General features: G+C 74.0%; 33 protein-coding genes. 12 read left to right on the forward strand and 21 right to left on the reverse strand.

Features of this window, described 5'->3' with window-relative positions; all coding sequences use genetic code 11:
* Positions 1–148: 148 nt before the first annotated feature.
* The 6 genes from FBY24_RS08530 to FBY24_RS08555 all read left to right on the forward strand — a co-directional run bounded on the left by FBY24_RS08530 (position 149) and on the right by FBY24_RS08555 (position 6,185).
* A complete protein-coding gene (locus FBY24_RS08530) occupies positions 149–1,075 on the forward strand; it encodes an ABC transporter ATP-binding protein (RefSeq protein ID WP_142159768.1) in 927 nt (308 codons plus the stop codon).
* Entirely contained in the window at positions 1,072–1,938 is an 867-nt protein-coding gene (locus FBY24_RS08535; protein WP_142159770.1) for a hypothetical protein, read from the forward strand. The genes FBY24_RS08530 and FBY24_RS08535 overlap by 4 nt, the downstream gene beginning before the upstream one ends.
* Positions 1,935–2,765 (forward strand): hypothetical protein, encoded by an 831-nt coding sequence (locus tag FBY24_RS08540; RefSeq protein ID WP_142159772.1) that lies wholly within the window; start codon positions 1,935–1,937, stop codon positions 2,763–2,765. The genes FBY24_RS08535 and FBY24_RS08540 overlap by 4 nt, the downstream gene beginning before the upstream one ends.
* A complete protein-coding gene (locus tag FBY24_RS08545; RefSeq protein ID WP_142159774.1) occupies positions 2,752–4,215 on the forward strand; it encodes a sensor histidine kinase in 1,464 nt (487 codons plus the stop codon). Before FBY24_RS08540 ends, FBY24_RS08545 begins: the two co-directional genes overlap by 14 nt.
* Positions 4,212–4,907 carry a response regulator transcription factor gene (locus tag FBY24_RS08550; RefSeq protein WP_142159776.1) on the forward strand — a complete coding sequence of 232 codons (696 nt, stop codon included), beginning with the start codon at positions 4,212–4,214 and terminating at the stop codon, positions 4,905–4,907. The genes FBY24_RS08545 and FBY24_RS08550 overlap by 4 nt, the downstream gene beginning before the upstream one ends.
* An 84-nt stretch (positions 4,908–4,991) precedes the next feature.
* A complete protein-coding gene (locus FBY24_RS08555) occupies positions 4,992–6,185 on the forward strand; it encodes an ATP-binding protein (protein ID WP_160158465.1) in 1,194 nt (397 codons plus the stop codon).
* Between the two features lie 119 nt (positions 6,186–6,304).
* Here the strand turns inward: FBY24_RS08555 and FBY24_RS19240 are convergent, their stop codons facing one another.
* The 4 genes from FBY24_RS19240 to FBY24_RS08575 form a co-directional block, all read right to left on the reverse strand.
* A complete protein-coding gene (locus FBY24_RS19240) occupies positions 6,305–7,930 on the reverse strand; it encodes a cellulase family glycosylhydrolase (protein ID WP_160158466.1) in 1,626 nt (541 codons plus the stop codon).
* Between the two features lie 153 nt (positions 7,931–8,083).
* Positions 8,084–8,461, reverse strand: a complete 378-nt coding sequence (locus FBY24_RS08565; protein ID WP_142159782.1) for a hypothetical protein — start codon at positions 8,459–8,461, stop codon at positions 8,084–8,086.
* 20 nt (positions 8,462–8,481) lie between these two features.
* Entirely contained in the window at positions 8,482–9,234 is a 753-nt protein-coding gene (locus FBY24_RS08570; RefSeq protein ID WP_142159784.1) for an alpha/beta fold hydrolase, read from the reverse strand.
* 56 nt (positions 9,235–9,290) lie between these two features.
* Positions 9,291–9,644, reverse strand: a complete 354-nt coding sequence (locus FBY24_RS08575) for a nuclear transport factor 2 family protein (RefSeq protein ID WP_142159786.1) — start codon at positions 9,642–9,644, stop codon at positions 9,291–9,293.
* A gap of 78 nt (positions 9,645–9,722) precedes the next feature.
* Here FBY24_RS08575 and FBY24_RS08580 point away from each other — a divergent pair, with 78 nt between their 5' ends.
* On the forward strand, positions 9,723–10,520 hold the full coding sequence (locus FBY24_RS08580; RefSeq protein ID WP_142159788.1) for a MerR family transcriptional regulator: 798 nt from the start codon (positions 9,723–9,725) through the stop codon (positions 10,518–10,520).
* 46 nt (positions 10,521–10,566) lie between these two features.
* Here the strand turns inward: FBY24_RS08580 and FBY24_RS08585 are convergent, their stop codons facing one another.
* From FBY24_RS08585 to FBY24_RS08620, 8 genes are all read right to left on the reverse strand, one after another.
* Positions 10,567–11,319, reverse strand: a complete 753-nt coding sequence (locus FBY24_RS08585) for a YqjF family protein (protein ID WP_142159790.1) — start codon at positions 11,317–11,319, stop codon at positions 10,567–10,569.
* Between the two features lie 42 nt (positions 11,320–11,361).
* Positions 11,362–11,877: a hypothetical protein gene (locus FBY24_RS08590; RefSeq protein WP_142159792.1), complete on the reverse strand. Its 516-nt coding sequence runs from the start codon at positions 11,875–11,877 to the stop codon at positions 11,362–11,364.
* Between the two features lie 16 nt (positions 11,878–11,893).
* The gene (locus FBY24_RS08595; protein WP_142159794.1) at positions 11,894–12,274 is read right to left on the reverse strand and encodes a hypothetical protein; all 381 of its coding nucleotides are present in this window, start codon (positions 12,272–12,274) and stop codon (positions 11,894–11,896) included.
* 88 nt (positions 12,275–12,362) lie between these two features.
* Complete coding sequence (locus FBY24_RS08600) at positions 12,363–12,848, reverse strand: hypothetical protein (RefSeq protein WP_142159796.1); 486 nt, start codon at positions 12,846–12,848, stop codon at positions 12,363–12,365.
* Positions 12,849–12,903: 55 nt separating this feature from the next.
* Positions 12,904–13,254: a hypothetical protein gene (locus FBY24_RS08605; RefSeq protein ID WP_142159798.1), complete on the reverse strand. Its 351-nt coding sequence runs from the start codon at positions 13,252–13,254 to the stop codon at positions 12,904–12,906.
* Positions 13,255–13,276: 22 nt separating this feature from the next.
* Entirely contained in the window at positions 13,277–13,534 is a 258-nt protein-coding gene (locus FBY24_RS08610) for a hypothetical protein (RefSeq protein WP_142159800.1), read from the reverse strand.
* Positions 13,531–15,225 (reverse strand): hypothetical protein, encoded by a 1,695-nt coding sequence (locus FBY24_RS08615; RefSeq protein WP_142159802.1) that lies wholly within the window; start codon positions 15,223–15,225, stop codon positions 13,531–13,533. The genes FBY24_RS08610 and FBY24_RS08615 overlap by 4 nt, the downstream gene beginning before the upstream one ends.
* Positions 15,222–15,527, reverse strand: coding sequence for a hypothetical protein (locus FBY24_RS08620; RefSeq protein ID WP_142159804.1), 306 nt, complete (start codon positions 15,525–15,527; stop codon positions 15,222–15,224). Before FBY24_RS08620 ends, FBY24_RS08615 begins: the two co-directional genes overlap by 4 nt.
* A 126-nt stretch (positions 15,528–15,653) precedes the next feature.
* Between FBY24_RS08620 and FBY24_RS08625 the strand changes: the two genes are divergently transcribed.
* Both FBY24_RS08625 and FBY24_RS08630 read left to right on the forward strand, forming a co-directional pair.
* A complete protein-coding gene (locus FBY24_RS08625) occupies positions 15,654–16,283 on the forward strand; it encodes a hypothetical protein (RefSeq protein WP_142159806.1) in 630 nt (209 codons plus the stop codon).
* Positions 16,284–16,343: 60 nt separating this feature from the next.
* A complete protein-coding gene (locus FBY24_RS08630) occupies positions 16,344–16,799 on the forward strand; it encodes an HD domain-containing protein (RefSeq protein ID WP_142159808.1) in 456 nt (151 codons plus the stop codon).
* Between the two features lie 3 nt (positions 16,800–16,802).
* Here FBY24_RS08630 and FBY24_RS08635 read toward each other — a convergent pair whose 3' ends face one another.
* The 4 genes from FBY24_RS08635 to FBY24_RS08650 all read right to left on the reverse strand — a co-directional run bounded on the left by FBY24_RS08635 (position 16,803) and on the right by FBY24_RS08650 (position 20,034).
* Positions 16,803–18,107, reverse strand: coding sequence for a cellulose binding domain-containing protein (locus tag FBY24_RS08635; RefSeq protein ID WP_255432305.1), 1,305 nt, complete (start codon positions 18,105–18,107; stop codon positions 16,803–16,805).
* A gap of 139 nt (positions 18,108–18,246) precedes the next feature.
* Positions 18,247–18,813: a hypothetical protein gene (locus FBY24_RS08640; RefSeq protein WP_142159812.1), complete on the reverse strand. Its 567-nt coding sequence runs from the start codon at positions 18,811–18,813 to the stop codon at positions 18,247–18,249.
* 100 nt (positions 18,814–18,913) lie between these two features.
* Entirely contained in the window at positions 18,914–19,210 is a 297-nt protein-coding gene (locus FBY24_RS08645) for a hypothetical protein (RefSeq protein WP_142159814.1), read from the reverse strand.
* A 413-nt stretch (positions 19,211–19,623) separates the two neighbouring features.
* Positions 19,624–20,034 (reverse strand): Rid family hydrolase, encoded by a 411-nt coding sequence (locus FBY24_RS08650; RefSeq protein ID WP_142159816.1) that lies wholly within the window; start codon positions 20,032–20,034, stop codon positions 19,624–19,626.
* 78 nt (positions 20,035–20,112) lie between these two features.
* Between FBY24_RS08650 and FBY24_RS08655 the strand changes: the two genes are divergently transcribed.
* Positions 20,113–20,499: a helix-turn-helix domain-containing protein gene (locus FBY24_RS08655; RefSeq protein WP_142159818.1), complete on the forward strand. Its 387-nt coding sequence runs from the start codon at positions 20,113–20,115 to the stop codon at positions 20,497–20,499.
* A 78-nt stretch (positions 20,500–20,577) separates the two neighbouring features.
* Positions 20,578–21,054 carry a VOC family protein gene (locus FBY24_RS08660; RefSeq protein WP_142159820.1) on the forward strand — a complete coding sequence of 159 codons (477 nt, stop codon included), beginning with the start codon at positions 20,578–20,580 and terminating at the stop codon, positions 21,052–21,054.
* A 48-nt stretch (positions 21,055–21,102) separates the two neighbouring features.
* Here the strand turns inward: FBY24_RS08660 and FBY24_RS08665 are convergent, their stop codons facing one another.
* Positions 21,103–21,837, reverse strand: coding sequence for a hypothetical protein (locus FBY24_RS08665; protein ID WP_142159822.1), 735 nt, complete (start codon positions 21,835–21,837; stop codon positions 21,103–21,105).
* Between the two features lie 160 nt (positions 21,838–21,997).
* Between FBY24_RS08665 and FBY24_RS08670 the strand changes: the two genes are divergently transcribed.
* Positions 21,998–22,651 (forward strand): hypothetical protein, encoded by a 654-nt coding sequence (locus FBY24_RS08670; RefSeq protein WP_142159824.1) that lies wholly within the window; start codon positions 21,998–22,000, stop codon positions 22,649–22,651.
* A gap of 119 nt (positions 22,652–22,770) precedes the next feature.
* Here the strand turns inward: FBY24_RS08670 and FBY24_RS08675 are convergent, their stop codons facing one another.
* The 4 genes from FBY24_RS08675 to FBY24_RS08690 all read right to left on the reverse strand — a co-directional run bounded on the left by FBY24_RS08675 (position 22,771) and on the right by FBY24_RS08690 (position 25,707).
* A complete protein-coding gene (locus tag FBY24_RS08675) occupies positions 22,771–23,223 on the reverse strand; it encodes a hypothetical protein (RefSeq protein ID WP_142159827.1) in 453 nt (150 codons plus the stop codon).
* 107 nt (positions 23,224–23,330) lie between these two features.
* Complete coding sequence (locus FBY24_RS08680) at positions 23,331–23,597, reverse strand: hypothetical protein (RefSeq protein WP_142159829.1); 267 nt, start codon at positions 23,595–23,597, stop codon at positions 23,331–23,333.
* 164 nt (positions 23,598–23,761) lie between these two features.
* The gene (locus FBY24_RS08685; protein ID WP_142159831.1) at positions 23,762–25,039 is read right to left on the reverse strand and encodes a HipA domain-containing protein; all 1,278 of its coding nucleotides are present in this window, start codon (positions 25,037–25,039) and stop codon (positions 23,762–23,764) included.
* On the reverse strand, positions 25,036–25,707 hold the full coding sequence (locus FBY24_RS08690; protein WP_142159833.1) for a helix-turn-helix transcriptional regulator: 672 nt from the start codon (positions 25,705–25,707) through the stop codon (positions 25,036–25,038). Before FBY24_RS08690 ends, FBY24_RS08685 begins: the two co-directional genes overlap by 4 nt.
* Positions 25,708–25,729: the final 22 nt, after the last annotated feature.

Consider the following 25,729-nt stretch of genomic DNA (forward strand, 5'->3'; position numbering starts at 1 on the left):
TCTTTCCGGCCCGGTCCCGTGCCCTCCTCCCACGGGAGGAGGGGCGTCCCGCGCCGTTCTCCTCCGCCGGCAGGTGCTGCCGCCCCCGTCACGGTTCGTAGCGTCGCCGACGGACGCCCCCCCCGGGGCCCGACGACGAGGAGACGCGATGATCGAGGTGGACGCGCTGACCAAGCGCTACGGCAGCACCACGGCGGTGGACGGGCTGACGTTCACCGCCGGGCCCGGTACCGTCACCGGGTTCCTCGGGCCCAACGGAGCCGGCAAGTCCACGACGATGCGCGTCGTCGTCGGGCTCGAACGGCCCACGTCCGGCACCGCGACCGTCGACGGGCGCCGGTTCGCCGACCTGCCCGCGCCGCTGCACGCCGTGGGCGTCATGCTCGACGCCCGCTCCGTGCACCCCGGCCGCACGGCGTACAAGCACCTGCTCGCGATGGCGCAGACCCACGGCATCGGCAGGGCCCGCGTGCGGGAGGTCATCGCCCAGACCGGGCTCGAACCCGCCGCGCACCGCCGCGCGGGCACGTTCTCCCTCGGCATGGGCCAGCGGCTCGGCATCGCCGGCGCCCTGCTCGGCGACCCCGCCACCCTGATCCTCGACGAGCCCGTCAACGGGCTCGACCCCGACGGCGTGCTCTGGGTCCGGCGCCTCGTCCGCGAGCTCGCCGCCGAGGGGCGCACCGTCCTGCTCTCGTCCCACCTCATGCACGAGCTCGCGCTGTGCGCGGACCGCGTCGTCGTCATCGGCCGCGGGCGCCTGCTCGCCGACGCCTCGGTGCAGGAGATGGTCGAACGCTCCGAGCGCACCGGGGTCGTGCGGGTCCGCACCGACGGCCCCGAGGCCCTCGCCCGGGCGCTCGTCGCCGCCGGCGCCCACGTCGCGACCGCGGACGGCGGCGCGCTGCACGTGCGCGGCGCGACCGTCGACGAGGTCGGCACCGCCGCACGCCGCTGCGACGTCGCCGTCCTCGAGCTCGCCACGCAGACCGGCACCCTCGAGGACGCCTACCTCCAGCTGACCGGCGACGCCGTCGAGTACCGCACCGACGCCCCCCGGGGAGGAGCACGATGAGCGCCCCCACCGCCGCTCCCCGCCCCGCCGCGACGACCACGCGTCCCGGGGCCGCCGGGGTCGTCGCCTCCGAGTGGACCCGGCTCGTCTCGCTGCGCGCCCCCTGGTGGACCGCCGCGGTCACGGTCGTCGTCGCCGGGATCATCACGTACCTGTCCGTCCAGGCGTCGTCGGGCGACCCCGGGTTCGACCCGATGGACTCCCTGACCACGGGCGTCGCGCTGGCGCAGCTCGGCCCCCTCGTCCTCGGTGTCCTCGCCGGGGCGGGGGAGTACGGCACGGGCGCGTTCCGCTCCACGTTCACCGCGGTCCCGCGGCGGTGGCCGGTCCTCGCCGCCCAGGCCGTCGCGGTCGCGGTCTTCACGCTCGGGGCCGCCGTGCTGGCCACCGCCGCGAGCGTCGTCGCGCTCCTGCCCGCGGCGGCGTCCCGCGGCATCGCCGTCGACCTCACCGTCGACGCGACCCCCGGCGTCCTGGTCGGCATGGTCCTGCTGCTCGTCGGGCTCGCGCTCGTCGGCCTCGGCCTCGGCGCGCTGCTGCGCCGCAGCGTCCCCGCCCTGGTGACGGCCGTGCTGCTCGTCCTCGTCCTGCCGGTCGTCCTCACGACCGTCGGCGACCCCGGGCTCACCGCGCCGCCCACGGCCGATGCGACCGTCGAGGCCCCCGCCGTGACCCTGGCCGGCACCGTCGCGCTGCTCACCCCCGGCATGGCCGGAGGGCTGATGACCGTGCCGGCGTCCAGCGGCCCCGTCGACGGGGCCCCCGACCTGGGCCCCGTCGGTGGCGGGCTCGCCCTGGCCGGGTGGGTCGCCCTCCTGCTCGGTGCCGCCACCGTCCGCCTGACCGTCCGGGACGTCCGATGACCACGGCCCCGCCCGCCCCGGCGGCACGGCGCGCCGGCGACGGACGGTCCGCCGTGACCCCCCGCCGCGTGCTCCGCGCCGAGCTCACCAAGCTCACCAGCGTCCCGTCGGTCGCGTGGCTCGTGGTCGGCACGGTCGCCGCCACGGCCGCCACCGCCTCCGTCCTCGGCCTGTTCGTCCGGCCCGACGACGGCCGCTCCGGCTCGTGGGTCGTCACCTCCGGCTTCGTGCTCGGCCAGCTCGGCCTGCTCGTCCTCGGCGTGCTCGTCGGCGCCGGGGAGCACACCACCGGCACCGCCCGGTCGACCTTCACCGCCGTGCCCCGACGCCTGCCGGTCCTCGCCGCGCAGGTGGCCGTCACGACCGCCGCGGCGGCGACGACCGGGGCGCTCGCGCTCGCGGCGTCCGCCCTGGCGACCTCCGGCGCGCGCGCGGGCGGAGCCCCCGGCCTCGACCTCACCGAGCCGGGGGCCGCCCGCGCCCTGGTCGGGTTCGTCCTGGCCGGCGTCGCCGTCGCCCTGCTCGGCCTGGGGCTCGGCTCCGCCCTGCGCCGCCCCGCCGGCGCCGTCGTCGCCGGCGTGGTGCTCCTGCTGCTCGGCGACCAGGCGCTGGCCGCGAACCCCGGCCCCGTCACCGACACCGTGCGAGCCCTCCTGCCGTCAGCCGGTGCCCGCCTCCTCCAGGACGACGCGGCGCTCGCGGCCCTCGACGCCACGACCCGGGGCCCGCACCTCGGCACGTGGGGCGGCGGGGTCGTGGCCGCCGGCTGGGTGCTGGTCGCGCTCGCGGCGGCGGCCTACCGCCTGCGGCGGCATGACCTCGGGTGACACCCGCGCGGCGGGCGTGGCCGTGCGGGCGGGCGCGGACTGGGAGAGTGGGGCGGTGGTGATCCGACGCGGGGGCCCGGCGCACGTCGTCGTGCCGCGGTCCGACGAGGCGACCCCTCTCACGGAGGACCAGGTCAGCGGCGGCAGCCCCGTCGCGCGCCTGGTCAACGCCCACCCCTGGGTGCCCGACGTCGCCGCCGCCTGCCTCGTGCTGCTGGTGGGCCTCGTCGGTGCGATGTTCGCGTGGGAGGCGGCCGCCGGCGCCCAGGCCCTCGGGCTGTACCCCGAGGGCTCCGGCATCGAGGGCCGCGTCACCACGACGTGGCTCGTCGGCACCGCGGCAGGCGCCGCCCTGCTGCTGCTGCGCCGGGTCCGGCCCCTGACCGTGACGGCCCTGCTCGTCGTCGCGTGCCTGGTGTCCCTGCTCGTCTCCGGCGTGCTGGGCGTCCTCGGCCTGTGCCTGGCGTTCGCGATGAGCACCGTGGCGGCGACGCGCGAGCCCCGCACCACGTGGGCCGTGCTCGGTGGGGTGCTCGTGACCGTGACCCTGGCGCTCTGGCGGTGGCAGGACCTGGGGCTCATCGAGATCCTCGCGTGGTTCGGGTCCGTGCCCAGCCCGACGTGGGAGCCCGAGACGTACCTCGCCCAGCCGCTGTTCTCGCCCGGCCGCCGCGCCGGCTCGGTGCTGCTGCTGCACACCCTGCTGCTGCTGGGCGTGGCCGTCGGGTCGGCCGCGCGCGCCCGCCGCCAGCACGCGCACGACCTCGTCGAGCGGTACCGCGCGCTGGTGCGCGAGCGCGACCAGGGCGCTGCGCTGGCCCGAGCCGACGAGCGCGCGCACATCGCCCGCGAGATGCACGACGTCGTGGCCCACAACCTGTCGGTGATGGTCGCGCTGGCCGACGGCGCCGACGCGGCGTTCGAGCGGGCCCCCGACCGGTCCCGCGACGCGGTCCGGCAGGTCGCGCGCACCGGCCGCGCGGCGCTGGCCGACATGCAGCGCGTCCTCGGCGCGCTCGGCCCGGTGCCCGACGCCGACCAGGCGCAGGAGCCGACGGACGTGGACCTGCCGACGGTCGTCGAGCGGTTCGGCGCCGCCGGGCTGCCGGTGCGCGCGACCGGTCTCGACGTGGCGCTGCCGCAGGACACGGCGGTGCGCCTGGCCGTGCTGCGGATCCTCGGCGAGGCGCTGACCAACGTGCTGCGCCACGCGCCGGGCTCCCCGTCGGTCGAGGTCGCGGTGCGGCGCACACCCACGACGGTGGAGGTCGACGTGGTCGACGCCGGGGGCACGCGCCCGGGTGACGGACCGGGCACGGGGCGCGGCGTCGTCGGGATGCGCGAACGGGCCGCCCTGCTCGGCGGGCACGTCGACGCCGGGCCGACGCCCGACGGCGGCTGGCGCGTGCACGCCGTCCTGCCGGCCGACGACGACGGAGGTGCACGATGACGACGGTGCTGCTCGTGGACGACCAGGCGCTGGTGCGGGTGGGGTTCCGGCTCGTCCTGGAGTCGGAGCCGGACCTGGAGGTCGTCGGGGAGGCGTCCGACGGCCGGGTCGCGCTCGACCAGGTTGCGGCACTCGGGCCCGACGTCGTCGTCATGGACATCCGGATGCCCGGCATGGACGGCATCGAGGCGACCCGGCGGATCGTCGCGGACCACCCGGGCTCGCGCGTCCTCGTCCTGACGACGTTCGACGTCGACGACCTCGCGTTCGGGGCACTGCGCGCCGGGGCCAGCGGGTTCCTGCTCAAGTCGGCCGAGCCGGGCGAGCTCGTCGACGCGATCCGGACCGTCGCCGCGGGCACCGCTGTCGTGGCCCCGCGGGTGCTGCGGCGCATGCTCGACCTGTTCGCGCCCCACCTGCCGACCGGCAGCGCCGCCGCACCCGGGCCCGACCCGCGGCTGGGTGCGCTCACCCCGCGCGAGCTCGACGTGCTGCGCCTCATCGGCGTCGGCGCGTCGAACGCGGAGATCGCGGCCGACCTCGTCGTGTCCGAGACGACCGTGAAGACGCACGTGGGCAACGTCTTCGCCAAGCTCGGGGCCCGCGACCGCGTGCAGGCCGTGATCATCGCGTACGAGTGCGGGCTGGTCGGCGGCACCACCGACCGCAGCCGCCGCGTCGGGGGTGCGTGAGGGAGACGTCGGGTGCAGGTCGCCCGGCGCAGCAGACCTTACGATGATCGCGTAATGTTGTCGCGACATCAGAGGGGTGTCGACATGAGTGCCACGCCGGGCAAGAACCCGTACCGACCAGGCGCCGCGACGGTTCCGCTGCACCTCGCTGGCCGCGACGTCCAGATCAAGCGGTTCCGCAAGCTCCTCGCAGGTGCCCCCGAGCTGCCGGCGAACCTGCGCCTCACCGGCCTGCGTGGCGTCGGCAAGTCCGTGCTCCTGCGCGAGCTCGAGTCGGTGGCCAACGCGTCGGGCTGGGTGGCGGCCCGTCGGCAGCTCGAGCCCCGCCACAACACGGAGGACGAGCTCTGCGCGCTCCTGGCCGCGGTGGCCTCCGCGGCCGGGCGCCGCGCGTCCAGGCTCGGCGCGCTCAAGGGAGCCGTGACCGACGCCTGGGTCGCGACCCGCGGTCTGCTCAACGTGACGATCGAGGACGTCACGTTCAGCCTCGCGGGTGGGGGCCAGGCGGAGACGACCCTTGCCGAAGCCCTCTTCGATGCGGTCGAGACCGCGGTGCGCAGCGGGCACGAGGGCTTCGTGCTCCTGCTCGACGAGGCGCAGGTCCTCCACGACGACACGGACCGTGGCGGCGAGCACCCGCTGTCGATGCTCGTCGCCGCGGTGAACGCCCTGCAGGAGTCCGGGCTCCCGATCGCGCTCGTGCTCTGCGGTCTGCCCACGCTCCGCGCGCACCTGCAGAAGGCACGTACCTACTCCGAGCGCATGTTCCGGGCCGAGACGATCGGCGAGCTGGAGGGCAACCCGGGTGCTGCCCGCGACGCTTTCGTCGAGCCGCTCCGGTCGACCGGAATCACGGCGGACGAGGCGCTGATCGCGCGTGTCCTCGAGGAGGTCGAGGGGTATCCCTTCTTCATCCAGCTGTGGGGTGCGGAGCTGTGGGACGCAGCTACCAGCCTCGGCTTCGACCGATTCACCGAACAGATGCTGGACGCAATCGAGGGTCAGATCTACGAGCGCCTCGACGAGGAGTTCTACGCCGGACGCGTCGAGACGCTGACGCCCAGCGAGCAGGACGTGCTGATGCTCTCGGGGCAGTGCCCGTACCCGCCGCTGAGGACGTCGGACATCCGGGCCCGCAGCGACAAGAGCGACGGGAACATCAACGTCCTCATGGGGCGGCTCACCGAGCAGGGCGTCATCTACCGGATCCAGAAGGGCCAGTACGCCTACACGGCGCCGAAGTTCGCCGAGTACCTGCGCCGTCGCGCGCAGGCGTGACGGCCGCCGGGCCGACGAGGATCCTCGGCGCGCGGGGACCCAGGTAGACGGGCGCCGGGTCGGTGGGCAGGGTGGCCTGCCCACCGACCCGGCGCCGGGTCGTGGTCGCTCCGGGCCGGTCAGGACCCCGTGATGGCGGTGATGATGCCCTGCTCGGTCACCGTCGAGGTGCGGCGGTCGAACAGCGCGAACCCGTACTGGCCGTTGTGGCCGTTGTCCCAGTAGGCCGTGGCGATGCCGTACTTCTTCGCCGTGGTGACCAGGGTCCGGGCGTAGTCGGCGCGGTACCGGTCGTTCGACGCGTCGGCGAACGTCTTGTCGATCGAGCCGTACTCGCCGATGAACACCGGGTACCCGTTGGCCGTGAACCGGTCGCGCATCTTCTTCAGCTGCGCGTCCATGAAGTCCTGCTGGCCCCACGTGGACGTCTTCGCGCGGTCGGTCGCGTTCGGGCCCCACTGCGTGATGGTGCCGTCCTCGGTGCCGGCGAAGTCCCACGGGTCGTAGTAGTGCACCGAGATCATGATGCGGCGCTCAGCGGCGGGGATCGCGGTCGACCGGTACTGGTCGGTCGGGATCACGAAGCCGTAGTTGCCGGCGGTGTAGTCGATGTTCGTGTTCCAGCCCGGCACCAGCAGCCAGCGCGAGGCGTTGTTGCCGCCGGTCTTGCGCACGGTGTCGACGAAGATCTGGTTGTACGCGTTGATGTTGGAATAGCACGGCTGCGTGGGCGCGCCGTACTGCCCGTCGAAGTTCTCGTTCATCGACTCGAAGACCAGGCGCCCGTCGTAGGACTGGAACGTGGTGGCGACCTGCTGCCACACCTTCTGGTACTTGTCCTTGATCGGGTCCTGCGCGGACGCGTCGCAGATGAGCCAGGAGCCGCCGACGCTCTTGTACCCGTCGCCGTGCATGTTGATGACGACGTACAGGCCGCGGTCGTGGGCGAGCTTCACGACCTGCTGGATCCGGGCGAGCCAGGCGGGGTCGACGGTGTAGCTCGGCGCGGGGCCGATCTTGCCGAGGTACGACACCGGGATGCGGACGGTGTCGAAGCCCGACGCCTTGATGCGGTCGAAGATCGCGCCCGTGATCACGGGGTTGCCCCACGCGGTCTCGCTGGGCATGCCGTTGATGTTCGCCTCGAGCTGGTTGCCGAGGTTCCAGCCCTGGCCCAGCGCGGTGACGAGCTGCGTGGCGTTCAGGGTGACCGCCCCGGCCGTCGGCGTGGGGGTGGGCGTCGGGGTCGGCGTGGTCGTCGGCCGCGGGGACTGCGTGGGCGTGGCCGTGGGGGACGTCGTCGGCGACGGCGTGGGCGAGGTGGTCGGCGTGACCGCCCCGCCGGTGCACGTGGTGCCGTTGAGCGTGAACGACGTCGGCACGGGGTTGGTCGCCCCGGACGTGCCGATGAAGCCGAACGACGCGGAGCCGTTGGTGGGCAGCGCGCCGTTGTACCCGGCGTTGCGCACCGTGACCGTGGCCCCGGACTGGGTGCCGACGCCGTTCCACAGGCTGCCGATGGTCTGCCCGGCGCCGAACGAGAACCGCAGGTCCCACCCGTTGATCGGGTCACCCAGGTTCGTGACCTGCACCGCGGCGTTGAAGCCGCCCTGCCACTGGCTGGACACCGTGTAGTCGACGCGGCAGCCCGCGGCGGCGGTCGCCGGCTGGGCGACGCTGATCGATCCGGCCAGGGCGACGGCGGCCGCCGCGGCCACCGTCAGCACCTTGCGTAGTGCGCGCACGGGTGGGGTCCCTCTCGTCAACGGGTGCCGCCGAGGCCGTGACGACCCGGCGGCGGACGCGCCATTGCATCAGAGCGCCCTCACCCGGCGCAGCAGGTCGAATCGATTCACGCCCTCGCAGGCCGTGAGAGTTCTCTTAGCGACGGGGACGCCTCACGAGGAACGGACGAGCGCGAGCAGCTCGCTCCCGGAGCCCACCACGACGGCGTCGCCGCGCAGCTCGTCGGGCAGGTGGGCCAGCGCCGCCTCGTCGGCGACGGCCGTCGGGCACCCGACGGGCATCACCGCCAGACCCGCGTGCCGGGCGAGACGGTGGAGCACGTCCCACCCGGCGCTCCCGGACAGGTGGTTCACCATCAGGCCGCCGACGGGGGACTGCTCGCAGCCGTAGACGTCGGCCTCCCCGTCCGGGAGCACGAGCCGCGTGCGCGACGGGTCGAGGTACGGGGCCAGCACCTCGTCGACCAGCACCGGGTCGGCCGGTGCGCCGTCCCCGTCCTGGAACCGCTGCAGGAAGACGTCGAAGCTCACGGCGCCACCCTGGCACGTCGTCATGCCGTGGCGTGGGTCGCCTCCTCGATCAGGCTCGCGACGACGTCGGGGCGCGAGACCGTGACCGCGTGCGAGGCGTCGACCTCCACGACGTGGGACGACGCGCGCTCGGCCATGAACCGCTGCGCCGCGGCGGGCACGGCGAGGTCCTGGAGGGTGACGAGGGTCCACGACGGGGTCGTCCGCCACGCCGCCCGCGTCGCCGCTCCGGCGAGCGCCCCGCCGAGGATCGGTCGCTGCGTGACCGCCATGAGCGCCGCCACGTCGGCGGGGACGTCCGCCGCGAAGACGGCGTGGAACCTGTCGGGCTGGATGACGAGATCCTCGACGGTCGTGCCGTCGGGGCCGGGCACGGGCACCGCGTGCAGGGCCGGGCCCAGCTCGTTGCCCGGGTACTTCCCGGCGAGGTCGGCGGTGCTCTCGCCCTCGGCGAGCAGGAAGCTCGCGACGAACACCAGGGCCTTGACCTGCGGGTGCCCGTGGGCGGCCTCGCTCATCACGCTGCCGCCGTAGGAGTGCCCGGCCAGGACGACCGGGCCGTCGAGGTCATCGAGGACGGCGCGCAGGTACGCCGCGTCGTCGTGCAGCGAGCGCAGCGGGTTGGCCGCCGCGACGACGGGGAACCCGGCCGTCCGCAGCCGGGTGACGACGCCGTTCCAGCTCGACGAGTCGGCGAAGGCGCCGTGCACGAGCACGACGGTGGGCAGGGTGCCGGGTGCGGCCCCCGCGGGGGAGGTGGTTGCGCTGGTCATGGGGTGGTCCTCTCGGTCGGGACGGGCGGGGACGCCCGGGTGTGGTGGTGCGGGGGTCAGGGGGCGATGACGAGCTCGGCGACCAGGTCGTCGTGCATGGTGAAGCGGTAGCCGAGGTCGACCACGCCGCCGGGGAAGTCGCCCTCGAGGTGGTACGTCACGAGCCAGTGCGTTCCGTCGACGCGCACGGCGCCGACGAGCTCGGTCGTGTAGGTGAACTCGCTGCCCGCGCGGGACAGGAAGCGCCGGACCTCGTCGGTGCCCTGGTAGGTCGTGCCGTCGTCGACGACCACGGCGGTCGGCGTGAAGACGCGCAGGGCGGCCTCGGTGTCGCGTGCGGCGTGCGCGGCGAGGTAGTCGCGGACGGTGGCGGGCAGGTCGTCGGGCCGGACGGGCGTCGGTGCGGTCATGCGTCGAGGCTGGGGCGTCCCCGGCGGGGAGGGTCAAGCGGTGGACCCTCCCCCCGGGGGAGGGGGCACGATGGGTGGGTGCTGGCCATCGGAGAGTTCTCGCGCCTGACGCACCTCAGCGTGCGCACGCTGCGGCGGTACCACGACGCGGGGCTGCTCGAGCCGGCCGCCGTCGACGCCGAGACCGGCTACCGCGCGTACAGCCCGGACCAGATCCCGACCGCCCAGGTCATCCACCGCCTGCGGGAGCTCGACGTGCCGCTGGCCGAGATCGCGCAGATCCTGCGGTCCCCGGACCCGGCGACCCGTGCCGGGCTGGTCGCCGACCACCTGCGACGGCTGGAGCACGAGCTGGACCGCACGCGCGCGGCCGTCACCTCGCTGCGGCGCCTGCTGCAGCCGGAGCCCGCGCCGCTCCGCGTCGAGCTGCGCCCGGTCCCTGCCACCGAGGTGGCGGCGGTCGCGGGCCACGTCGCCCACGACGACGTCCTCGCCTGGTACGCCGGCGCGATGGCCGAGCTGGACGTCGCGGTCGACGCCCCGACCGGCGCCCCGGGCGGCTTGTACGACAACGCGCTGTTCGAGGACGGCCGGGGCCACGTGCTCGTCTACCGGCCCACCGCCCGGCCGCCGCGCGTCGGGCGCGTCCACCCCACGACGCTCCCGGCCGTGGAGCTCGCCGTCACGACCCACGTCGGCGAGCACGACGACATCGACGTGACCTACGGCGAGCTCGGCGCGTGGGTGGTGGCCAACACGCTCGCCGTGGCCGGGCCCGTGCGGGAGACGTACCTCGTCGGCCCGCGGGACACCCCGGACCCGTCGGCATGGCGCACCGAGATCGGCTGGCCGGTCTTCCGCATGTCCGCGTCGTGACCGCCCGGCGCTGATCACCGGCCCGGCGGTCGGCCATGCGCTGCGGTCAGGTGGCCAGGGGCGTCCGCGCGTCGACCGGCGGGCCGAACTCCGTGCGGACGCCGCGGGAGAACAGCACCGAGTCCGGCGGCCGGACCGCGGTCCCCGGCAGCCCGCACGCGGCGACGAGCCGGTCGTCCAGCGTGAGCAGCTCGGCGGTGAGCAGCGGCCACGTCTCGTGCCGGTTGCGCAGGTAGAGCGTGCGGCCGAACGCACGTGTGTGCAGCCCCCAGCGCGCGGTGAGGAACTCCGCCAGCGGGTCGCCGGGCGGCAGCGGCTCGCCCGGTCGCACCACGACGTGCGTCGACGCGTCCCGCGGCCCGGGCCACCGCCGCCGCGACGAGTAGGTGATCACGCCGTCGGCCTCGGTCACCCGCATCCGCGCCCACGTGTACGGCAGCGCGAACACCCCGCGCGCCCCCAGCACGAACGCCAGCCGGGACGCCTCCAGCGTCAGGAAGACGACGCCCCGGCGGCCCTGCTCGTCGACCGAGTAGAGGCGGACGTTCGTCTCGGGGAACGTGCCGACCCACGGCAGCCCGGGCCCGCGCGCGGCACCGGCGCCGACCATGCGGAACGGCACGAGCCCCACCCAGCTCGACCCGTCGTGCACGTCCGGCCGCGTGCCGGGCGGCATGAACGGGGCGACGACCTCGGGCGCGACCCGCCAGTGCACGAACGTCAGGTCGCGCCACCACTGGCCCATGATCGGCCGACCGGCCATCTCCGGCGCCGTCACGGTCACGGGCTGCGGCTCCATGGCCACACTATGCACCCGACCGACGACGAGCCGGGCCCGGCGTCAGGCCGGCCCTCCGCGCGGCGGCGCCAGCGCGTAGAAGCCGCCGCCCTCGGGGTCCTGCACCGCGTCGACGAGCGTGTCCAGCGGGAGTGTGAGAGCCCGCGCGAGCCGTGCGGCATGGTGGCGCCTCATGCCGCTGGCCACGAGGCGCCCAGCACCTGACGCGTCGACGAGGGCCCACCCGTCGGGCCGCTCGACCAACGCGAGGTCACCCGCCGCGGCGTTCACCGTTCCCGCCCACAGGTCCAGGAGCGCGAGACCGTGGCCGTCCCGCCACGCGTTCGCGAGGGTGACGACGACGAAGGCGTCCAGCACGTGCCCGTCCGAGGTGAGCACCACGGCGTCGCGGGGCGCCCCGCGCACGACCCGTCGGACCACCAGGACCTCGCCGTCACGTGCGACGTGATGGTCCTGCTCGCCGTCTCCCACGACGAGCACATCGCCGTCGACGTCCACCCCGCACGGCACGGACATCACGAAGTCGACGGTCCGTGGGTCGAGACGTGGCACGGTCACCGTGCGCTCCGGTGGGTCACAGCCGGACCCCGGCGGGATCGACGTCCGCGGCGGGCCACACCACGCCGCCGTCGTCGACGACCCAGGCCTGGTAGGGCAGGAGCGCTGCCATCCTGGCGACCGATGACGCAAACAGGTCCTCCCACCGGCACTCCACCGAGACGGCGACCGCGGCGCTCAGGTCGGGCGCGGGGCCGGGCCCGCGGTGCTCGAACGGTCCTTCCCGCCAGTCGGCGGCGTGCTTCGGGTCCAGCTGACCGAAGATCGTCACCAACCGGCCCTGGTCGTCACGGAGCTGCGCGGCGTGCTCCCGCACGTCCGCACCCAGGGTCGCCGCGGCACGCCACAGGTCCTCCTCGAACGAGTCCTCCGTCGAGACCAGGTAGGCGGACTTCATGACAGCTCCTCGCCCATGTCGTCAGCATGCCTCTCGACCCCGGCTTCGCCCACCACAGCCGGTGACGCCTCGGCCCCAGCCGGCTCTCTCATGCGGTCGCGAGTGCGGGGCGTCCCGCAGGTTCACGGTAAGAGGCGACCAAGGTGTCCAGGTCGTGCGCGAGCAGCGCCGCCAGGCGGCGAGCTGCGCCCACGTTCAGGTGCGTGGCGGTGCAGGTGCGTCCGTCCTGCGTCCAGGTGAGCGTCGCGTCCCAGTTCTCCCCCTGGACGACCGCGGCGTCGCGCGCCGTCGTCGAGGCGTCGACAAGGGCTCGCGGCATGTGCCGGCTCTCGCGCCATGCGTCGCCGATCCAGGCGACGAGATATCGCTCGATCGCGGCACGCTCACGCGTCCGTAGCTGCGTGCCGGCAGGAGCGCCGCGGCTGACGCGTTCGACGACGAGGTCCTCGCCCTCCTGGAGCACGAACAACTGGACCTCCGACTCGCCCACCAGCAGGCGGTGATCGGGCTCGACCTGCCAGACCAGCCCCGCCTCGTGGGCGAGTGCGGCGAGGCCCGGGTCGAGGACTGTCATCGCAGAGCTACGACGCGGTGGGGAGTCGCCTGTGGGCGGACCGCGGCTACGGCCGTCACGACCTGAGCAGGCTGTCGTGGAGCCGCACGCCCGCCGGCGTCACCGTGGCGCTGAGCGTGCCCGTGACGCCGTCGCTGTGCGACGTGATCGTCACGTGGTGTCCGTCGCCCTGCGAGTCCACCTTCACGCTGTCGACCGTCTCTCGGCTGATCTCGACGAGGACGTCCGAGCCCAGCTCCCAGACGAGGTGCGCCGACGCGGCGACCGTGTCCCAGGTCACGGTCACGGTCCCGCTGCTCGTGCCGTCGAAGGTGACCGAGCGCACCCACGGCTCCTCGCCTTCCTCGGGCTCCAGGCCGAGCGACGCGAGATGGTCGTCGTTTGGTGCGGCAAGAGGTGCGGCCACGGCTTCTCCTCGCGCGCATCGTTCACGCTTCGTCGGCATGGCGTGACAGCACTCGTCGTTCGAAGTCGAGCGCCGCCGTGGGGGTGATCGGCTGGACGTCCTTCTCGTACATGTTGAGCCGCACGAGCGCGAGAATCCCCGTGCTCTCCCACGTCCCGTCAGCGCGGAGGATCTCCTCCTCCATCCCGTCAGGCGTCCCGCGCCTGCGGATGACAGCGCGAGGACGATCGTTGTCGTCTCCGTCCCACAGCACGGCGAAGTACTCGGTCTCGGATGTCATGGGATCTCCGGTGCAGTGATCGTGCGTGCGTCGGGCGGGGTCGGGACTGTGTCGAAGAGCCGCTGCATCTCTGCCTCCAGCCGCGCTCGGTCGTGCGCGCTCAGGTTCGGGAGCCGGAGCTGCTCGTACAGGTCGTGCCCGCGCATCTTCACGTCGAAGCTTGTCGGAGTGTGGAACTGCAGCTCGAACACCTGCCCGTCGGGTGACCGCCAGGCACTGTTGATTCCCTGGTAGCCCGGTTGGCCGAACGTGTTCTTCCACGAGACGGGTGTGAAGCCTGCCTCTGTGAGCTGATCGGTCACATCGTCGACTCCTTGTGCGAAGTGCTCGTCGGGAACCTGCGCCGTGTATCGGACCGCGTCCTTGATCCGGGCGACCGCCCCGGCGACGTCTCGGGGCGGTGCGTCGTCCGCCAGGTCCGTCGCGATCTTTCGGTAGAGAGAGTCCTCACCCTTCAACCGGAACTCAAGTCCCGGCATGGTCGCACCGTCGACGCCACTCAGCATGCGTTGCAGGTCAGCCGTGATCGTCGGTTCGTGCTGAGCAGCAGAGCCGAGAAGATCGTCGACTGCAGCTACCTCGTCGCCGGAGAGTCGGAGCCCGTTGGGCCCGACCCACTCCGACTGATGCGGAGCGCCACCGCGCGAGGACAACCAGTCGTCGAGTCGGCGTCGCCAGGATGCGGGTAGGTGCTTGACGGCCTTCTGGAGGATCTTGCCGACGACGCCGACGCCGAGCAGGGAGGTCGCGGCCAGGCCGAGCTCGAGGGTGCCGAGCCGGACGAGGTCCTGGCCGTCGATCGTGCCCTCGCCCCAGTCGGCGACGACGTCGAGGAAGTCCCCGACCGAGACGAGGGTGAACCCGACGCCGAGGATCTTCAGGCCGAACGTGGCCCCGGCGGCTGCGCCGGCGACCCCGCCGGGTACTCCGGCGACCCCGCCGAGCAGGGTTCCCGCCGCGAAGCCGCCGAGTGCGCCGACGACGCCGAGGACGACCGTCAGGACCGCCCCGACCGCGACCAGGACCCACCCGACGATCTGGAGGGCGTCGGCCAGGAAGCGGAAGCCCGCGACGTGCCGGCCGACGAGCTCACGGACGTTGGCCAGGTTCTCGTCGATCCACGAGCCGAGGTCCGCGGTGGTCGTCTCCCACCAGTCGCCGATCGCGGCGCCGGCCTCGGTGACCGTCTGCCACGCCTGCCCGGCGGTGTCGGCGACCCAGTCCGCACCGTCGGCGACCGCGCCGGACACGTCGTCCCACCGGTCGGAGAACCAGTCGCCGATCCCGCGCGAGTCCGCGGCGGCCTGCTCGTCGGCGGCGATGTCGCCGGGGCTGGTCGCGGCCCAGGTCAGGGTCGTGCCACCGTCGTCGAACGGTGCGGTCCCGAACGGCAGGGCGACCGGGGCGGGGTCCACGTCCAGCACCGGCAGTGGCCGACCCAGGGCGCCGCCGTAGCGCAGGTCCTCCAGCGCCCGCGCCCGGTCCAGGTGGGTCTCGACCACCGGCAGCACGTGGGTGCCCAGGCGGTCCCCGGCGCCCAGCACGTCGTCGAACCCCGACGTCGGCACGCCCAGCGCCAGCGCCCGGGACCGCAACGAGGCCCAGTCCGCGTCGACCGTGTCGCGCACCGCGGCCACGTCGCCGCGCACGCCGGCGACCGCCTCGGCGCTGACCTCCACGACCCGCGTCATCGCCCGGCCCTGCGCTCGGCGTCCTGCTCGTCCTGCGCGCGTCCCAGCGCACGCTCGGCGTGCTGGAGGTCGTCCAGCACGGCCTGCTCAGCGCGCTCCAGCCCGGCGTCCAGCTGCGCGCCGACCGGGATCAGCTCGTCGTGGTGCAGGCGGTGCGCGGCCGTACCGGTCCAGCTGCCCGGTGCCCCCACCGCCGAGGTCGCCCGCCGCAACGAGGGCACGTCGGCGCGGGCGGCGCGCACCGCGGACAGCAGCGCCCGCAGCTCGTCGACGCGACGCTCGGCGGCCTCGACCGACGCCATGGTGACCCTCCCGCTGCTCGACCGACCCGGGGGAACATACCCGGCGCCCGCGCTGCCCGGTCGGGACATCCACAGCAGCGCACGAGGCGCCGCACGCCACGGGAGGGCGTGGTTAGGCTGCGCGTCGTGACCACCGCCCGCCGTCCGTCGCGACCGACGACGCCCGTCGGCACCGCGGCGCGACCACCCTTCGGGTTCACCGTGCGGGCGCCGGCGGGGTGGCAGGCGCTGCGCGGCGACGCCCCGTCCCTGGCGGACGACCTGCTTGCCCTGGTCGCGCGGACCCCGCTGTGGCAGGAGCTCGACGACCGGCGCCGTGGGGGCCTGGGCCACCTGCTGCACGGCATCGCGCGGGCCAGCGCGGCCACCGGCGCCGTCGCCACCCTGTTGCGCCTGCCCGCTGCAGCCGCGTCGGACGAGGAGCCCGAGGTCTCGGCGATCAGCCTGACCTGGATGCGTACCGCCCCGGTACGCGCCGACCTCGACCTCGCACGCCTCGTGCTGCGGGAGGGGGAACCCGTCGCCACGGGGCTGGGACCCGGGCTCGTCGCGGTGCACGGACGCACGACCGTGACCGGTGGCGAGCAGCACACCGTCCAGGTGGGAGTGCCCGTGCCGGACTCGGTCTGGCTGGCCGTCCTGACGGGCACGACGTCGGGCGTGCGGCACGTCCCGGCCCTGACGGAGGCCGTGCTCGCCGTGGCGGCGAGCCTGCAGGTCGACCGCCCGCCGCGGGCCGCACCGGCCACTTCGTGACACCGTGCCGTCGGGCCGACCACGGAGGTGGACGGACGCGACCCGGAGAAGGAGACGCCCATGACCGACCTCGTCAGCACCGCACGTCGGATCGCCACGCAGGCCCACCGCGGCCAGGTCGACAAGGCCGGGGCCCCGTACATCGGCCACCCGGCGCGCGTCGCCGGGCACGCCGCCGCCGCGGGAGGTGACGAGCGGGTCGTCGCCGCGGCGTGGCTGCACGACGTCATCGAGGACACCGACGTCACCCCGGACGACCTGCGCGCCGCCGGCATCCCCGACGACGTCGTCACCGCCGTGGTCGCGCTGAGCAAGGTGCCCGGGCAGAGCGTCGACGACTACTTCGCGGCGGTGAACCGGCACCCGGTCGCGATCGCGGTCAAGGCCGCCGACCTGGCCGACAACACCGACCCGGAGCGCCTGGCGCTGCTCGACGAGCAGACCCGGGCCCGGCTGGTGGCCAAGTACGCGCGGGCGCGCGACCTGCTCGCGCATCCGCACGCCCCGGCGGGCTGACGGTCAGGACGCGCAGCCCAGCGCCGACGCGCCGGGTGCGCCGGTGCCGATGAACCCGAAGGTCGTCGTCCCGCCGGCGGCCACGGCGCCGTTGTAGGGCGCGTTGCGCACGGTCACGGTCGCGCCGGACGTCGTCGCGACGCCGTTCCACAGGGTGCTCACCGACGTGCCCGGCAGGGTGACCGTCCACGACGTCAGGGGAGTGGCGCCGGCCGTGACCGTGACCTCGCCCTGGTAGCCGCCGGGCCACACGCTGGCGGTGCGGAAGGTCGCGGTGCACGTGGCCGGCCCGCCGGTCGGCGTGGGGCTGGGCGTGGGCGTGGGAGTCGGAGTGGGTGTCGCTGTCGGCGTGACCGTGGGAGTGGGGGTGGGCGTGGGCGTGGGGGTCGAGCCGTCGCCCTCGGTCGTCGTGTAGCTCACCACCGTCCGGGGCGACGAGCACTTGCCGTTGCAGCTCGCGGGGAGCGAGAAGGCGTACTCGCGACCGCCGAACACGTACGCGCCCGTGACGTCTTTGACCCGGATCCGGTAGTCGGTGCCGCCCGCGGTGGTCGGCTTCACCAGGTACGACTGCCCCATGTCGGTGTTCATGGGCGTCGTGACCCACGCGCCGTCGGCGAGGTGCTCGACGCCGTGGATGCCGTTCGGCAGGTGGTTGATCGACACCCCCGCCCACCACCGCTCCGAGCCCTGGATGAACCCGATCTCGATGTCCCCGGAGTAGTCCGGCGCCTCGATGAACTCCCACGTCACCTGGCGGTTGCCCCAGTGCGCGGGCTCCAGGTCGCCGACGGGCGCGCCGTCCTTCACGAACCGGTTGATCGCCTGGTGCGCCAGGTCGAGGTGGTACGGGTCGTCGCGGCACCACGCGTTGGGGTCGCCGCAGCTGTCGGCGACGAGCATGTCGAGCGTGGCGCCGTTGTACTCGTCCTCGACCCACGCGCCGTTGCGGCAGAACGCCTGGCCGGCGGCGCCGTCGTTCAGGCCCGTGCAGTAGTCGCCGATCGACACCCGGACCCAGCGGCCGCAGTTGCGCCCGTTGTCCCACATGCCGACCTTCGGGTCGGCGGCGGCCATCGGGCGCGGGTACATCGCGTAGTCGCCCGGGGTGTCGAAGACGTTCAGCGCGAGCCAGTCCTGCGTCTCGAGCTGGTCCTGCGGCAGCCCGCAGCCCCCGTACGGCGACCCGAGGTTGTCGAACCACGTCGCGTTGCCCGTCACCGGCCCGGCCTCGCCCCCGGGCGTCAGCGCGACCGCCGGCGCCTGCGCGGCGACGAGCGCGGCGCCCGCGACCAGCAGAGCGAGCACACCTCCGACCGAACGGCGTGTCTTCTGCGTGGACATCGGGTTCCTCCGGTGGGCGACGGGTCGCCCCGAGTGTGGCCCTCGGCCCGGCCCGTGCGGGCGGCGTGAAACCTTTACGCCACGCGGGACGAGCGGCCGGAGGTCAGCGGGTCGGCGGCGGTCCTGCGGCGGTCAGGAGGTCGGTCTCGTACGAGCCGGAGAACGCGACCTTCGTGATCTCCCGGTACCTCCACCGCGACACGGTCCCGTCCCGCACGCCCTGCGGCGTCACCTCGTCCAGCACCATCGAGCCCTCGCCGCCGTGCGCCGGCGCTCCGAAGAACGCGACGTCGGGGTCGACGCGCTCGACCTCGACGTGCACCAGCCCGCCGTGCGCGGCGGCGGTCGCGACGAGATCCCGCGTGCGGTCGAGTGCGATCGACGCGGCAGGTCCCGCCGGCGGCCACGCGCCGGTGCTCTGCAGCAGCCTGCGGCTGGTCTCGTCGCACGTGCTGACCTGGACGCGTTCGAGGTCCCGCAGCCGGAGCGCGACGTACCCGTCGACCCGGATCTCCGGGACGTGCGCGAGGAGCAGCCACCGCCGGCCCAGTCTGACGACGTACCCGTCGTGCACGTCGGCCCCGGGGATCCGGCGCGTGAGCCGAACCACCCGATGCTCGTCCTGCATGCGTCCGAGCGCCCCCGTCCACAGGTCCGTCACCGAGGTCATGGGGCCAGTGTGCCGACGTCGGCGCGCGCGACGCCCCAGGTTTCTCCCGTCCAGGCGGCCGAGGGTCCGTCCCCGCCACCCCTCCCCGCGGGTGCTGCTGCTAGAGGAGCCACGGCAGCCCGTAGATGGCGGCTCCGGTCACCAGGGCGGTGCAGATCACCGGGTGCGCCGTGACGATCGAGAACGCCTCGGGCCACCTCCGCCGCGCGTCCTTGAGCCGGTTGACCGACAGGTTGACCCGCGCCGTCGGGACTCCGAGCGGGGACCATCGTGCGCGCATCTCGCTGTCGCGGTCGGTGCTCGGGTCCCGCACGCGCAGGAGCACGCCGCCCGTCGTCCCGATCACGAGATGGTGGTCCACGGCGAGGTCGGTGCCTCGGGTGCCTGTGTCGATCATCGGGATGGTCTGGACGAGCTCGACGCGAGTGAACTGGGATCGTGCAAGACGTCGGGAGCGACCGCTCCAGCTCCGCCAGACGACGGCATCGGGCGTGACCTCGACCCTGTGCCAGCTGGTCCGGCGCGCCCGTGGGTAGCGAGGACGTGGGGTGTCAGCCGGTCGGCCGAGCACGGAGTCGAGCAGGACGCGTCGAAGAGGCACGCGCTCAGGCTGTGGCGGTGCGCCCTCAGGACGGTTCTCAGTCACCTGCACCTCATCGTCACCCGGGACCGCCGACTTCAGCGCCCGCCGGCTCGACCCGTCACTCGCGTCCGTGCCCGGGGCGGCGCGGTGACACGTCTGGCACGGCCGTCGGGAAGCGCCGGGTCCTCGTCCTGGGCGCTCGCCAGGCTTGTTCCGGCGCCCTGTCGTCAGTCGAGGACGGCCGTGGCCTCCACCTCGACGAGGACGTCGGGCTCGAAGAGCACGTCCACCCCGATCAGCGACGCGGGCGGCATCGGCAGCGGGAGGCCGATCTCCTCGGCGACCGACTCCACCCCGCGCATGAAGGGCTCGATCTTGTCAGGGCTCCAGCCGGTCACGAAGAAGGTGAGGCGAACGACGTCCTCGAACCCGGCACCCACGCCGGCCAGTGCGGTGCGCGTGCTGCGCAGGGCGTGCGCGACCTGCCCGGCGAGGTCGCCCGGCGCGAGGGGCGTGCCGTCGGCGCTGCGGGCGATCTGCCCGGCCACATGGACCTGGCGGGTGCCGGTGGCGACGGCGACGTGGTGGTATGGGACGGGCTGCATCAGGCCCTCGGGGGACGACAGGTGGACGGTCATGGCTGCTCCTCGGCCGACGGGATTCGGTATCGCATGGATACCTTGTGTCGATCGGGCACCACAACGAGACTGGGTGTCGTGACGGATACCGACACGCGAGCCCACGGCAGGCTGACGATCACCGCGACGCACCGGGAGCTGCTCGACCAGGTGCTCGACAAGTGGTCCCTCGACGTGCTCAACGAGCTGTGCGAACGCCCGCTGCGCTTCAGCGGCCTCCGGCGGGCGATCCCCACGGTCACGCAGAAGTCGCTGACGGCGACGCTGCGGCGCCTGGAGCGCAACGGCATCGTCGAGCGCGTCGTGCTGGGCACCCGGCCGGTCGCCGTGGAGTACCGGATCACGCCCCTCGGCAAGACGCTCCGCCCGCCGGTCGACGCGATCCTGCACTGGGCGGCGGAGCACCTGCCGAGCATCGACGCGGCGCGTGACAGGTACGACGAGGAGATGGACGGCGCACGCTGATCCAGGGCCTGCCGTGCTCCTCCCGCGGCTCACGCGGACGTCACCCGCGGACCGCGCCGGGCGCCTAGCGTGGCCTGCATGACGAGTGAGCACCCCACGCCGCCCGCCGGCGGCGCCCGGCAGCTGCGGCTGGTCGTCGAGGCCGCCGACTACGAGGAGGCCGTCCGGTTCTACCGCGACGTCCTCGGCCTCCCCGAGCAGGCGGCCTTCCAGGGGGACGACGACGCCCGCGTCGTCATCCTCGACGCCGGCCGCGCCACCCTGGAGATCGCGAACCCCGCCCAGAAGCGCATGATCGACGACGTCGAGGTCGGCCGGCAGGTCGCGCCCGCCGTCCGCGTCGCGTTCGAGGTCGACGACGCCGTCGCCACCACGGGTGCCCTGGCCGATGCCGGCGCCGAGGTGATCGCCGAGCCGACCGAGACGCCGTGGCGGTCGCTCAACGCGCGCCTCCAGGCGCCGGCGGGCCTGCAGATCACCGTCTTCCAGGAGCTGGAACCGCTCGACACCCGCTCCGAGCGACCGGGCTTCGGCACCGACGCCACCCGCGACTGACCGTCACCGCCCCCGCGCGCGTCGCTCCCGTTCGGCGCCCCCGCCTGGTCACGACCAGGCAGAGCGGGGCATCCGGCGCGCGTCGAGCTCGCTCAGCACCCGCCGGGTGAAGCCGTCGTCGTCCTCGTCCTGCTGGGCGACGAACGTGAGCACCTCCTGCGCGCCGTTCGTCGACACGGACGCCCGCACGTCCGGGCTGCTCCACGGCCACGCCGACACCCAGTCGATGCGGGCGACGTGGAAGAGCAACACGGCGGCGTCGACCTGCGCGTGGAGCCGCAAGGCGTGACGGACGTCGCGGGCCACGCGCCGGCCGAGGCCCTCGGCGACGGCGTCGCCGGTCGGGACGGCGTCCGGTCCGCCCGTCGCGTCGTCGACCGGGTCCGCGTCGGGGTACGCCATGCGTGCGGCCGTGGCGTCGTCGACCGCGTCGAGGTAGTGCTGCAGGCCGAACCGGTACGTGGCGTCCAGCGTCTCGTCCGGCGCACGGCGCGGCTCCCAGACGACGTCGCCACCCTCCCGCCGCACTCGGGCGCTCAGGCTCCCGCAGCCCGTCTCGCCGCAGGCGCAGGCCCCGAGCACCACCGTCGCGCCCTCCCGGGTCGGCAGCAGCCGGGTCGAGAGCGGAGGCAGCAGGGCGTCGGGGTCGAGGCCCTTCGGGTTCGCGTACCCGAGCAGCAGGTCCCTGCCGTCGACGAACGGCCGGAGCGAGGGACGGCCGGCACGGTCGAGGACCGTGACCAGGCGCAAGGTGGACAGCGAGGCGTCGAGGCGAGAGGTCATTCGTGACGGCGTGTGTGGTGCCGGGTCTCAGGAGACGAGCAGAGTCTCCGAGACTAGAGGGCGTCTCCGCCCTCGTCGTTCCCTCGACAGCGTGGCGCTCGCCGATGGTCTCGTGCGGTAGCCGCCCGCGCGCCGTTTCCCACGCGTCAGACTGTGCCGGGTGGAGATCGTCAAGACCCGGACGGCTCGGGGGCGCGGGCGATGGGGACCGGACACCTACGACGTCGAGCTCCTCTCGTGCACGCAGTCCTGGTGGGACTCCGCGAGGGCGGAGCGCAGGACGCTCACGGACTTCGAGCTGCGCTGCTCGGCACCGGTGGGTTCCCGGTACTTCGCGACGGAGTCCGAGCGGGACACCTTCATCGCCGCCTCGTTCTCCGAGCTTGACCTGGACCCGGTGGAGCCGCCCGAGGCGCGGGTCGTGGCGCCCACGTCCTTGCACGCAGTTCTCGGCGTGCCCCTGACCGGAGTCGAGACGGCCGTCGGATGTCTGCAGCTCGACTGGCCCGACGACTATCTCGTGATCTACTCCGGGGCCCGGATCATCGAGGCCGCAGGGACGTGCGAGGACGGGGACGCCGGCTTCGTGGCGAAGCTGCAGTCGCTGACCGGTCGGCGGTTGAGTGCCGTGGACGAGGTCCTCGACCGTGGCCTCGTCCTCACGTTCGAGGGCCCGATCGACCTCGAGGTGAACCTGCGCGAGGCCGGCGACGGTCTCGTCGAGGCAGCTGAGCACTCGAGCAGGGACCATTGGAGCCGCGGGTCCAGCTGGACGGTCGCCGAGCCGCCGTTCGACTCGTCGTGGCCCTCCTAACCCCTCGTACAGGCCATCGACGTGTCGGGTGGCGGCCGGCAGCCCGGTCGTGCCGAGGAACCCGCCTCCGCGTCGTGCGGCTCCGCCGCCTCATGCGGCGGGGCAGGCGCGGCGGGTCGTCAGCTCCCGGGCAGCGAGCGGCTGAGCGTCGTCTCGGCCGCGGCCTCGACCTCCCGGGCGAGGCGCCCCCAGCCTCCGGTCCATTCGTCGTCGAGGCCGATGAACTCGTCTAGGTGCAGATCCGGCCGGCTCTCGCCGAGCCGTGCGAGGAGGGCCACCGCGCCCCGGGTGTCGTGGTCCAGACGCCACCGGGCCGAGACGTGCTCGAGCACGACCTCTCGCGCGGCCGAGGGTCCCTGCAGCGGCTCGACCTGTGCCTCGTGCAGCGCGTCGCGCATCAGCCGCTCGATGGCCTCGGGGTCCTGCCGGGCGTGACCGGCCAGCAGCCGTACGGCTTCGCTGTCGACGACGTCGGCCGCCAGCCATCGCGCGGCCAGATCGGGGAGCTGGTCCGTCCTGATGACCCCGAGGTCATGCAGCGCGCCGGCCTCGCGGAGGTCGGGCAGCGGCATGCCGTCTGATCGCACGGCTCCATCATCGCGGGAGGAGGCTGCCCGCGGTGCGCCAGGCGGTGACGGGCCCGATCCTCGGCGCCGCCGGTCGGCGGGACGACCGCCGGTCAGACGCCCGTCGGCCACGCCTCCCAGCGCTCCGGGCGGGCTCGAACCGGTTGGCCGAGCGCGGCAGGCGGAGCCTCGCCGGTCAGCTCGAGCAGAACGATCGAGTCACCGACCCGCAGGACCGCGCAGTCGCTGTCGACGTGCTCGAGGATCCCGGCCAGGACGTCGAGACCCGTGGCGCCCCTCGCACCGGTGGCGGGCTGGTCCACCGTCTCCCACGCCAGCGACCCGATGGCGTCGAGCTCGATGTCCACGTCGTCACCCACGACCGGCGTGACCGGACCTCGCCACACGACGCGGAGATCGCCCCCGGGCGTCTCGCACCTCACCATGGCCGCCCCGGCGGACAGCACCCTGACGCGCATGCGCTGATCCTGCCGGGTCGACGCCGGGGAGTCTCCCAGGGCACGACGCCGGGACCGGGCGCTGCCTACCGCCGCATCCTCGTGATCCGCTCGTGCGCCTGGCGCACGGCCAGATCGAGCACCGGGTGGTCCCCGGCCTCGTCCGCGACCTGTGCACGGGCGTCCTCGATCGCGGGTTCCAGCCGGTCGAGGGCGGTGCTGACGATCCGGCGCGCCGCCCGCTCGCCGATGTCCCAGGCGCCAAGCTCGGCGACCAGCGCCTCCCCGGACAGGTCGTCGATGAACGCTTCACCACCGATCCGCATCGACAGCTCGGTGCTCGTCCCCGGCAGCGCGGTGGTCGGCACCACGTCGTACGCCGGTGCGAGCCGTACGCCCCGCTCGGGGTCCAGCAGCAGCGAGATGTTCTTCGCGTGCTGGTCGCAGTTGCCCAGCACCAGCGATCCGGTCACCAGCGCGGCGAGCGCGCGCAGCTCCTCGACCGGGGCGTCCGCGTGCGTCGACAGCACTGCGGCGATCTTTGCCAGAGACGGCGACATCGGGTCCTGGGCCTGCTGGTACTTGCTCGTCGGGGGGATGCCCAGCGCCTGGCACATGTCTTCCTGGTGGATCCGGACGAGCCGGTCGTCGACGCGTCGACGGTCGTACCTCTCCACCAGGATTCCCGGACGTGCGCCGACGTGGCGGAGCTGCACGTCCGCGGTCGGCACCCCGGCCAGCCGCATCGCGCGCATCGCGAACAGCTCCCCGTGGACGACGCCGGGCCACCGCTCCTCGCCGTCGGCCCTGATCGGCGCCGGCTTGAGGATGTGCGTCGAGGGGGTGGCCTCCAGCGGAAGGCCCAGCCGGCCCGTCGGGTCGCGCACGAGCACGAGCTTCTCCTGCACGCCCCCCAGCGACACCCGCACGTGCTCGTCGGCGCCGACCCCGAACGGTGCGACCGCGAGGTCGTCCACGGTCCGCTCCAGCGCCGCCTCGTCCAACCAGTGCACCCCGGCGCTGGTGGGCGGATCGGCGTCGGGCGGGGTGATCACGACGGCGCCGGCGCACTCGCGGCCGATCCGGCCGAGCAGGCCCGTCGTGTCGTTCTCCGCGATCCGGTACCGGTCGGCGAGTGCCTTGCGCAGGGTCTCCTCGGGGAGCAGGCCGTCGAGCCAGTGCTGCGCGACGACCGCCGGGTACGGCTCCGGACGGACGGGCATCCGGACCGACAGGGCGATCGCCCCCGGCCCGTACCGCTCGACCGCGTCGTCGGTGTACCGCACCGAGACCGCACCCATGCCGGCGTCCAGCAGGTCGGCCACGTGCACGTCGTTCAACCAGACGTGCAGCGTCCCCGTCACGCGGGGCCTCGCCCGGCTGGCAGCGCCGGTGCGGTCCCCTCGTCGGCCTCCGCCGCCTCGGGGAACGTGTCGCGCACCTGCAGCAGCACGCGACGCAACGACGGGTGCGCGATCGACAGGGCCTCGTCGCTGCCCGCGAGCCTGGCGATCGGCCGGACCAGTGTGCGCACCCGGTCCGCGTCCCCACCTGTCGCGTCCGCGAGCAGCGCGCGCAGCGTCCGCAACCGTTCGGCGAGCTCGGGAGACCCGATGTGGGACGGGTCCAGCCCGTCCAGCGCGTCGAGCAGCTGCTCGACGTCGGTGCCGCGGGTGTGCCGCGGTGGAGCGACCGGGCGTAGGCGCTCCTCACGTGCGGCGGGGTGGTTGCGTGGCAGGGCCAGCAGGTCCAGCCCGACGGAGGACAGGGCGCGCACGAGCCGACGCAGCTGGGTGGTTGCCTCGCCCGTCTCCAGGCGCGACAGGTACGCCGGCGTGACCCCGAGCTGGTCGGCGAGGTCGGCCTGGGTGATCCCCAGCGCGAGACGGCGTTCGCGCAGTCGCTGCGCCAGCCGCGCGACGGCCTGGTCCTCCGGCCGCTGCCCCCGCCCGGGAGCCGCAGGGCCCTCGTGCGCCATCGCCACCTCCGTCGGCTTGCTGATATCCGTGTCGATCTGGCCTGGAGCCAGCATGACACGAATATCCGTGCAGAGG

Source organism: Cellulomonas sp. SLBN-39 (genome assembly GCF_006715865.1).
Taxonomy (GTDB): domain Bacteria; phylum Actinomycetota; class Actinomycetes; order Actinomycetales; family Cellulomonadaceae; genus Cellulomonas.

Coding starts and splice junctions, on each gene's coding strand:
- FBY24_RS08610 (WP_142159800.1), bottom strand. CDS start 13,534: ATGACATCCGAGACCGAGTACTTCGCCGTGCTGTGGGACGGAGACGAC.
- FBY24_RS08675 (WP_142159827.1), bottom strand. CDS start 23,223: ATGCCGCTGCCCGACCTCCGCGAGGCCGGCGCGCTGCATGACCTCGGG.
- FBY24_RS08555 (WP_160158465.1), top strand. CDS start 4,992: ATGAGTGCCACGCCGGGCAAGAACCCGTACCGACCAGGCGCCGCGACG.
- FBY24_RS08690 (WP_142159833.1), bottom strand. CDS start 25,707: ATGCTGGCTCCAGGCCAGATCGACACGGATATCAGCAAGCCGACGGAG.
- FBY24_RS08595 (WP_142159794.1), bottom strand. CDS start 12,274: ATGAAGTCCGCCTACCTGGTCTCGACGGAGGACTCGTTCGAGGAGGAC.
- FBY24_RS08660 (WP_142159820.1), top strand. CDS start 20,578: ATGACGAGTGAGCACCCCACGCCGCCCGCCGGCGGCGCCCGGCAGCTG.
- FBY24_RS08575 (WP_142159786.1), bottom strand. CDS start 9,644: ATGACCGCACCGACGCCCGTCCGGCCCGACGACCTGCCCGCCACCGTC.
- FBY24_RS08535 (WP_142159770.1), top strand. CDS start 1,072: ATGAGCGCCCCCACCGCCGCTCCCCGCCCCGCCGCGACGACCACGCGT.
- FBY24_RS08585 (WP_142159790.1), bottom strand. CDS start 11,319: ATGGAGCCGCAGCCCGTGACCGTGACGGCGCCGGAGATGGCCGGTCGG.
- FBY24_RS08570 (WP_142159784.1), bottom strand. CDS start 9,234: ATGACCAGCGCAACCACCTCCCCCGCGGGGGCCGCACCCGGCACCCTG.
- FBY24_RS08645 (WP_142159814.1), bottom strand. CDS start 19,210: ATGATCGACACAGGCACCCGAGGCACCGACCTCGCCGTGGACCACCAT.
- FBY24_RS08600 (WP_142159796.1), bottom strand. CDS start 12,848: ATGACAGTCCTCGACCCGGGCCTCGCCGCACTCGCCCACGAGGCGGGG.
- FBY24_RS08640 (WP_142159812.1), bottom strand. CDS start 18,813: ATGACCTCGGTGACGGACCTGTGGACGGGGGCGCTCGGACGCATGCAG.
- FBY24_RS08615 (WP_142159802.1), bottom strand. CDS start 15,225: ATGACGCGGGTCGTGGAGGTCAGCGCCGAGGCGGTCGCCGGCGTGCGC.
- FBY24_RS08550 (WP_142159776.1), top strand. CDS start 4,212: ATGACGACGGTGCTGCTCGTGGACGACCAGGCGCTGGTGCGGGTGGGG.
- FBY24_RS08545 (WP_142159774.1), top strand. CDS start 2,752: ATGACCTCGGGTGACACCCGCGCGGCGGGCGTGGCCGTGCGGGCGGGC.
- FBY24_RS08620 (WP_142159804.1), bottom strand. CDS start 15,527: ATGGCGTCGGTCGAGGCCGCCGAGCGTCGCGTCGACGAGCTGCGGGCG.
- FBY24_RS08530 (WP_142159768.1), top strand. CDS start 149: ATGATCGAGGTGGACGCGCTGACCAAGCGCTACGGCAGCACCACGGCG.
- FBY24_RS08630 (WP_142159808.1), top strand. CDS start 16,344: ATGACCGACCTCGTCAGCACCGCACGTCGGATCGCCACGCAGGCCCAC.
- FBY24_RS08650 (WP_142159816.1), bottom strand. CDS start 20,034: ATGACCGTCCACCTGTCGTCCCCCGAGGGCCTGATGCAGCCCGTCCCA.
- FBY24_RS08665 (WP_142159822.1), bottom strand. CDS start 21,837: ATGACCTCTCGCCTCGACGCCTCGCTGTCCACCTTGCGCCTGGTCACG.
- FBY24_RS08540 (WP_142159772.1), top strand. CDS start 1,935: ATGACCACGGCCCCGCCCGCCCCGGCGGCACGGCGCGCCGGCGACGGA.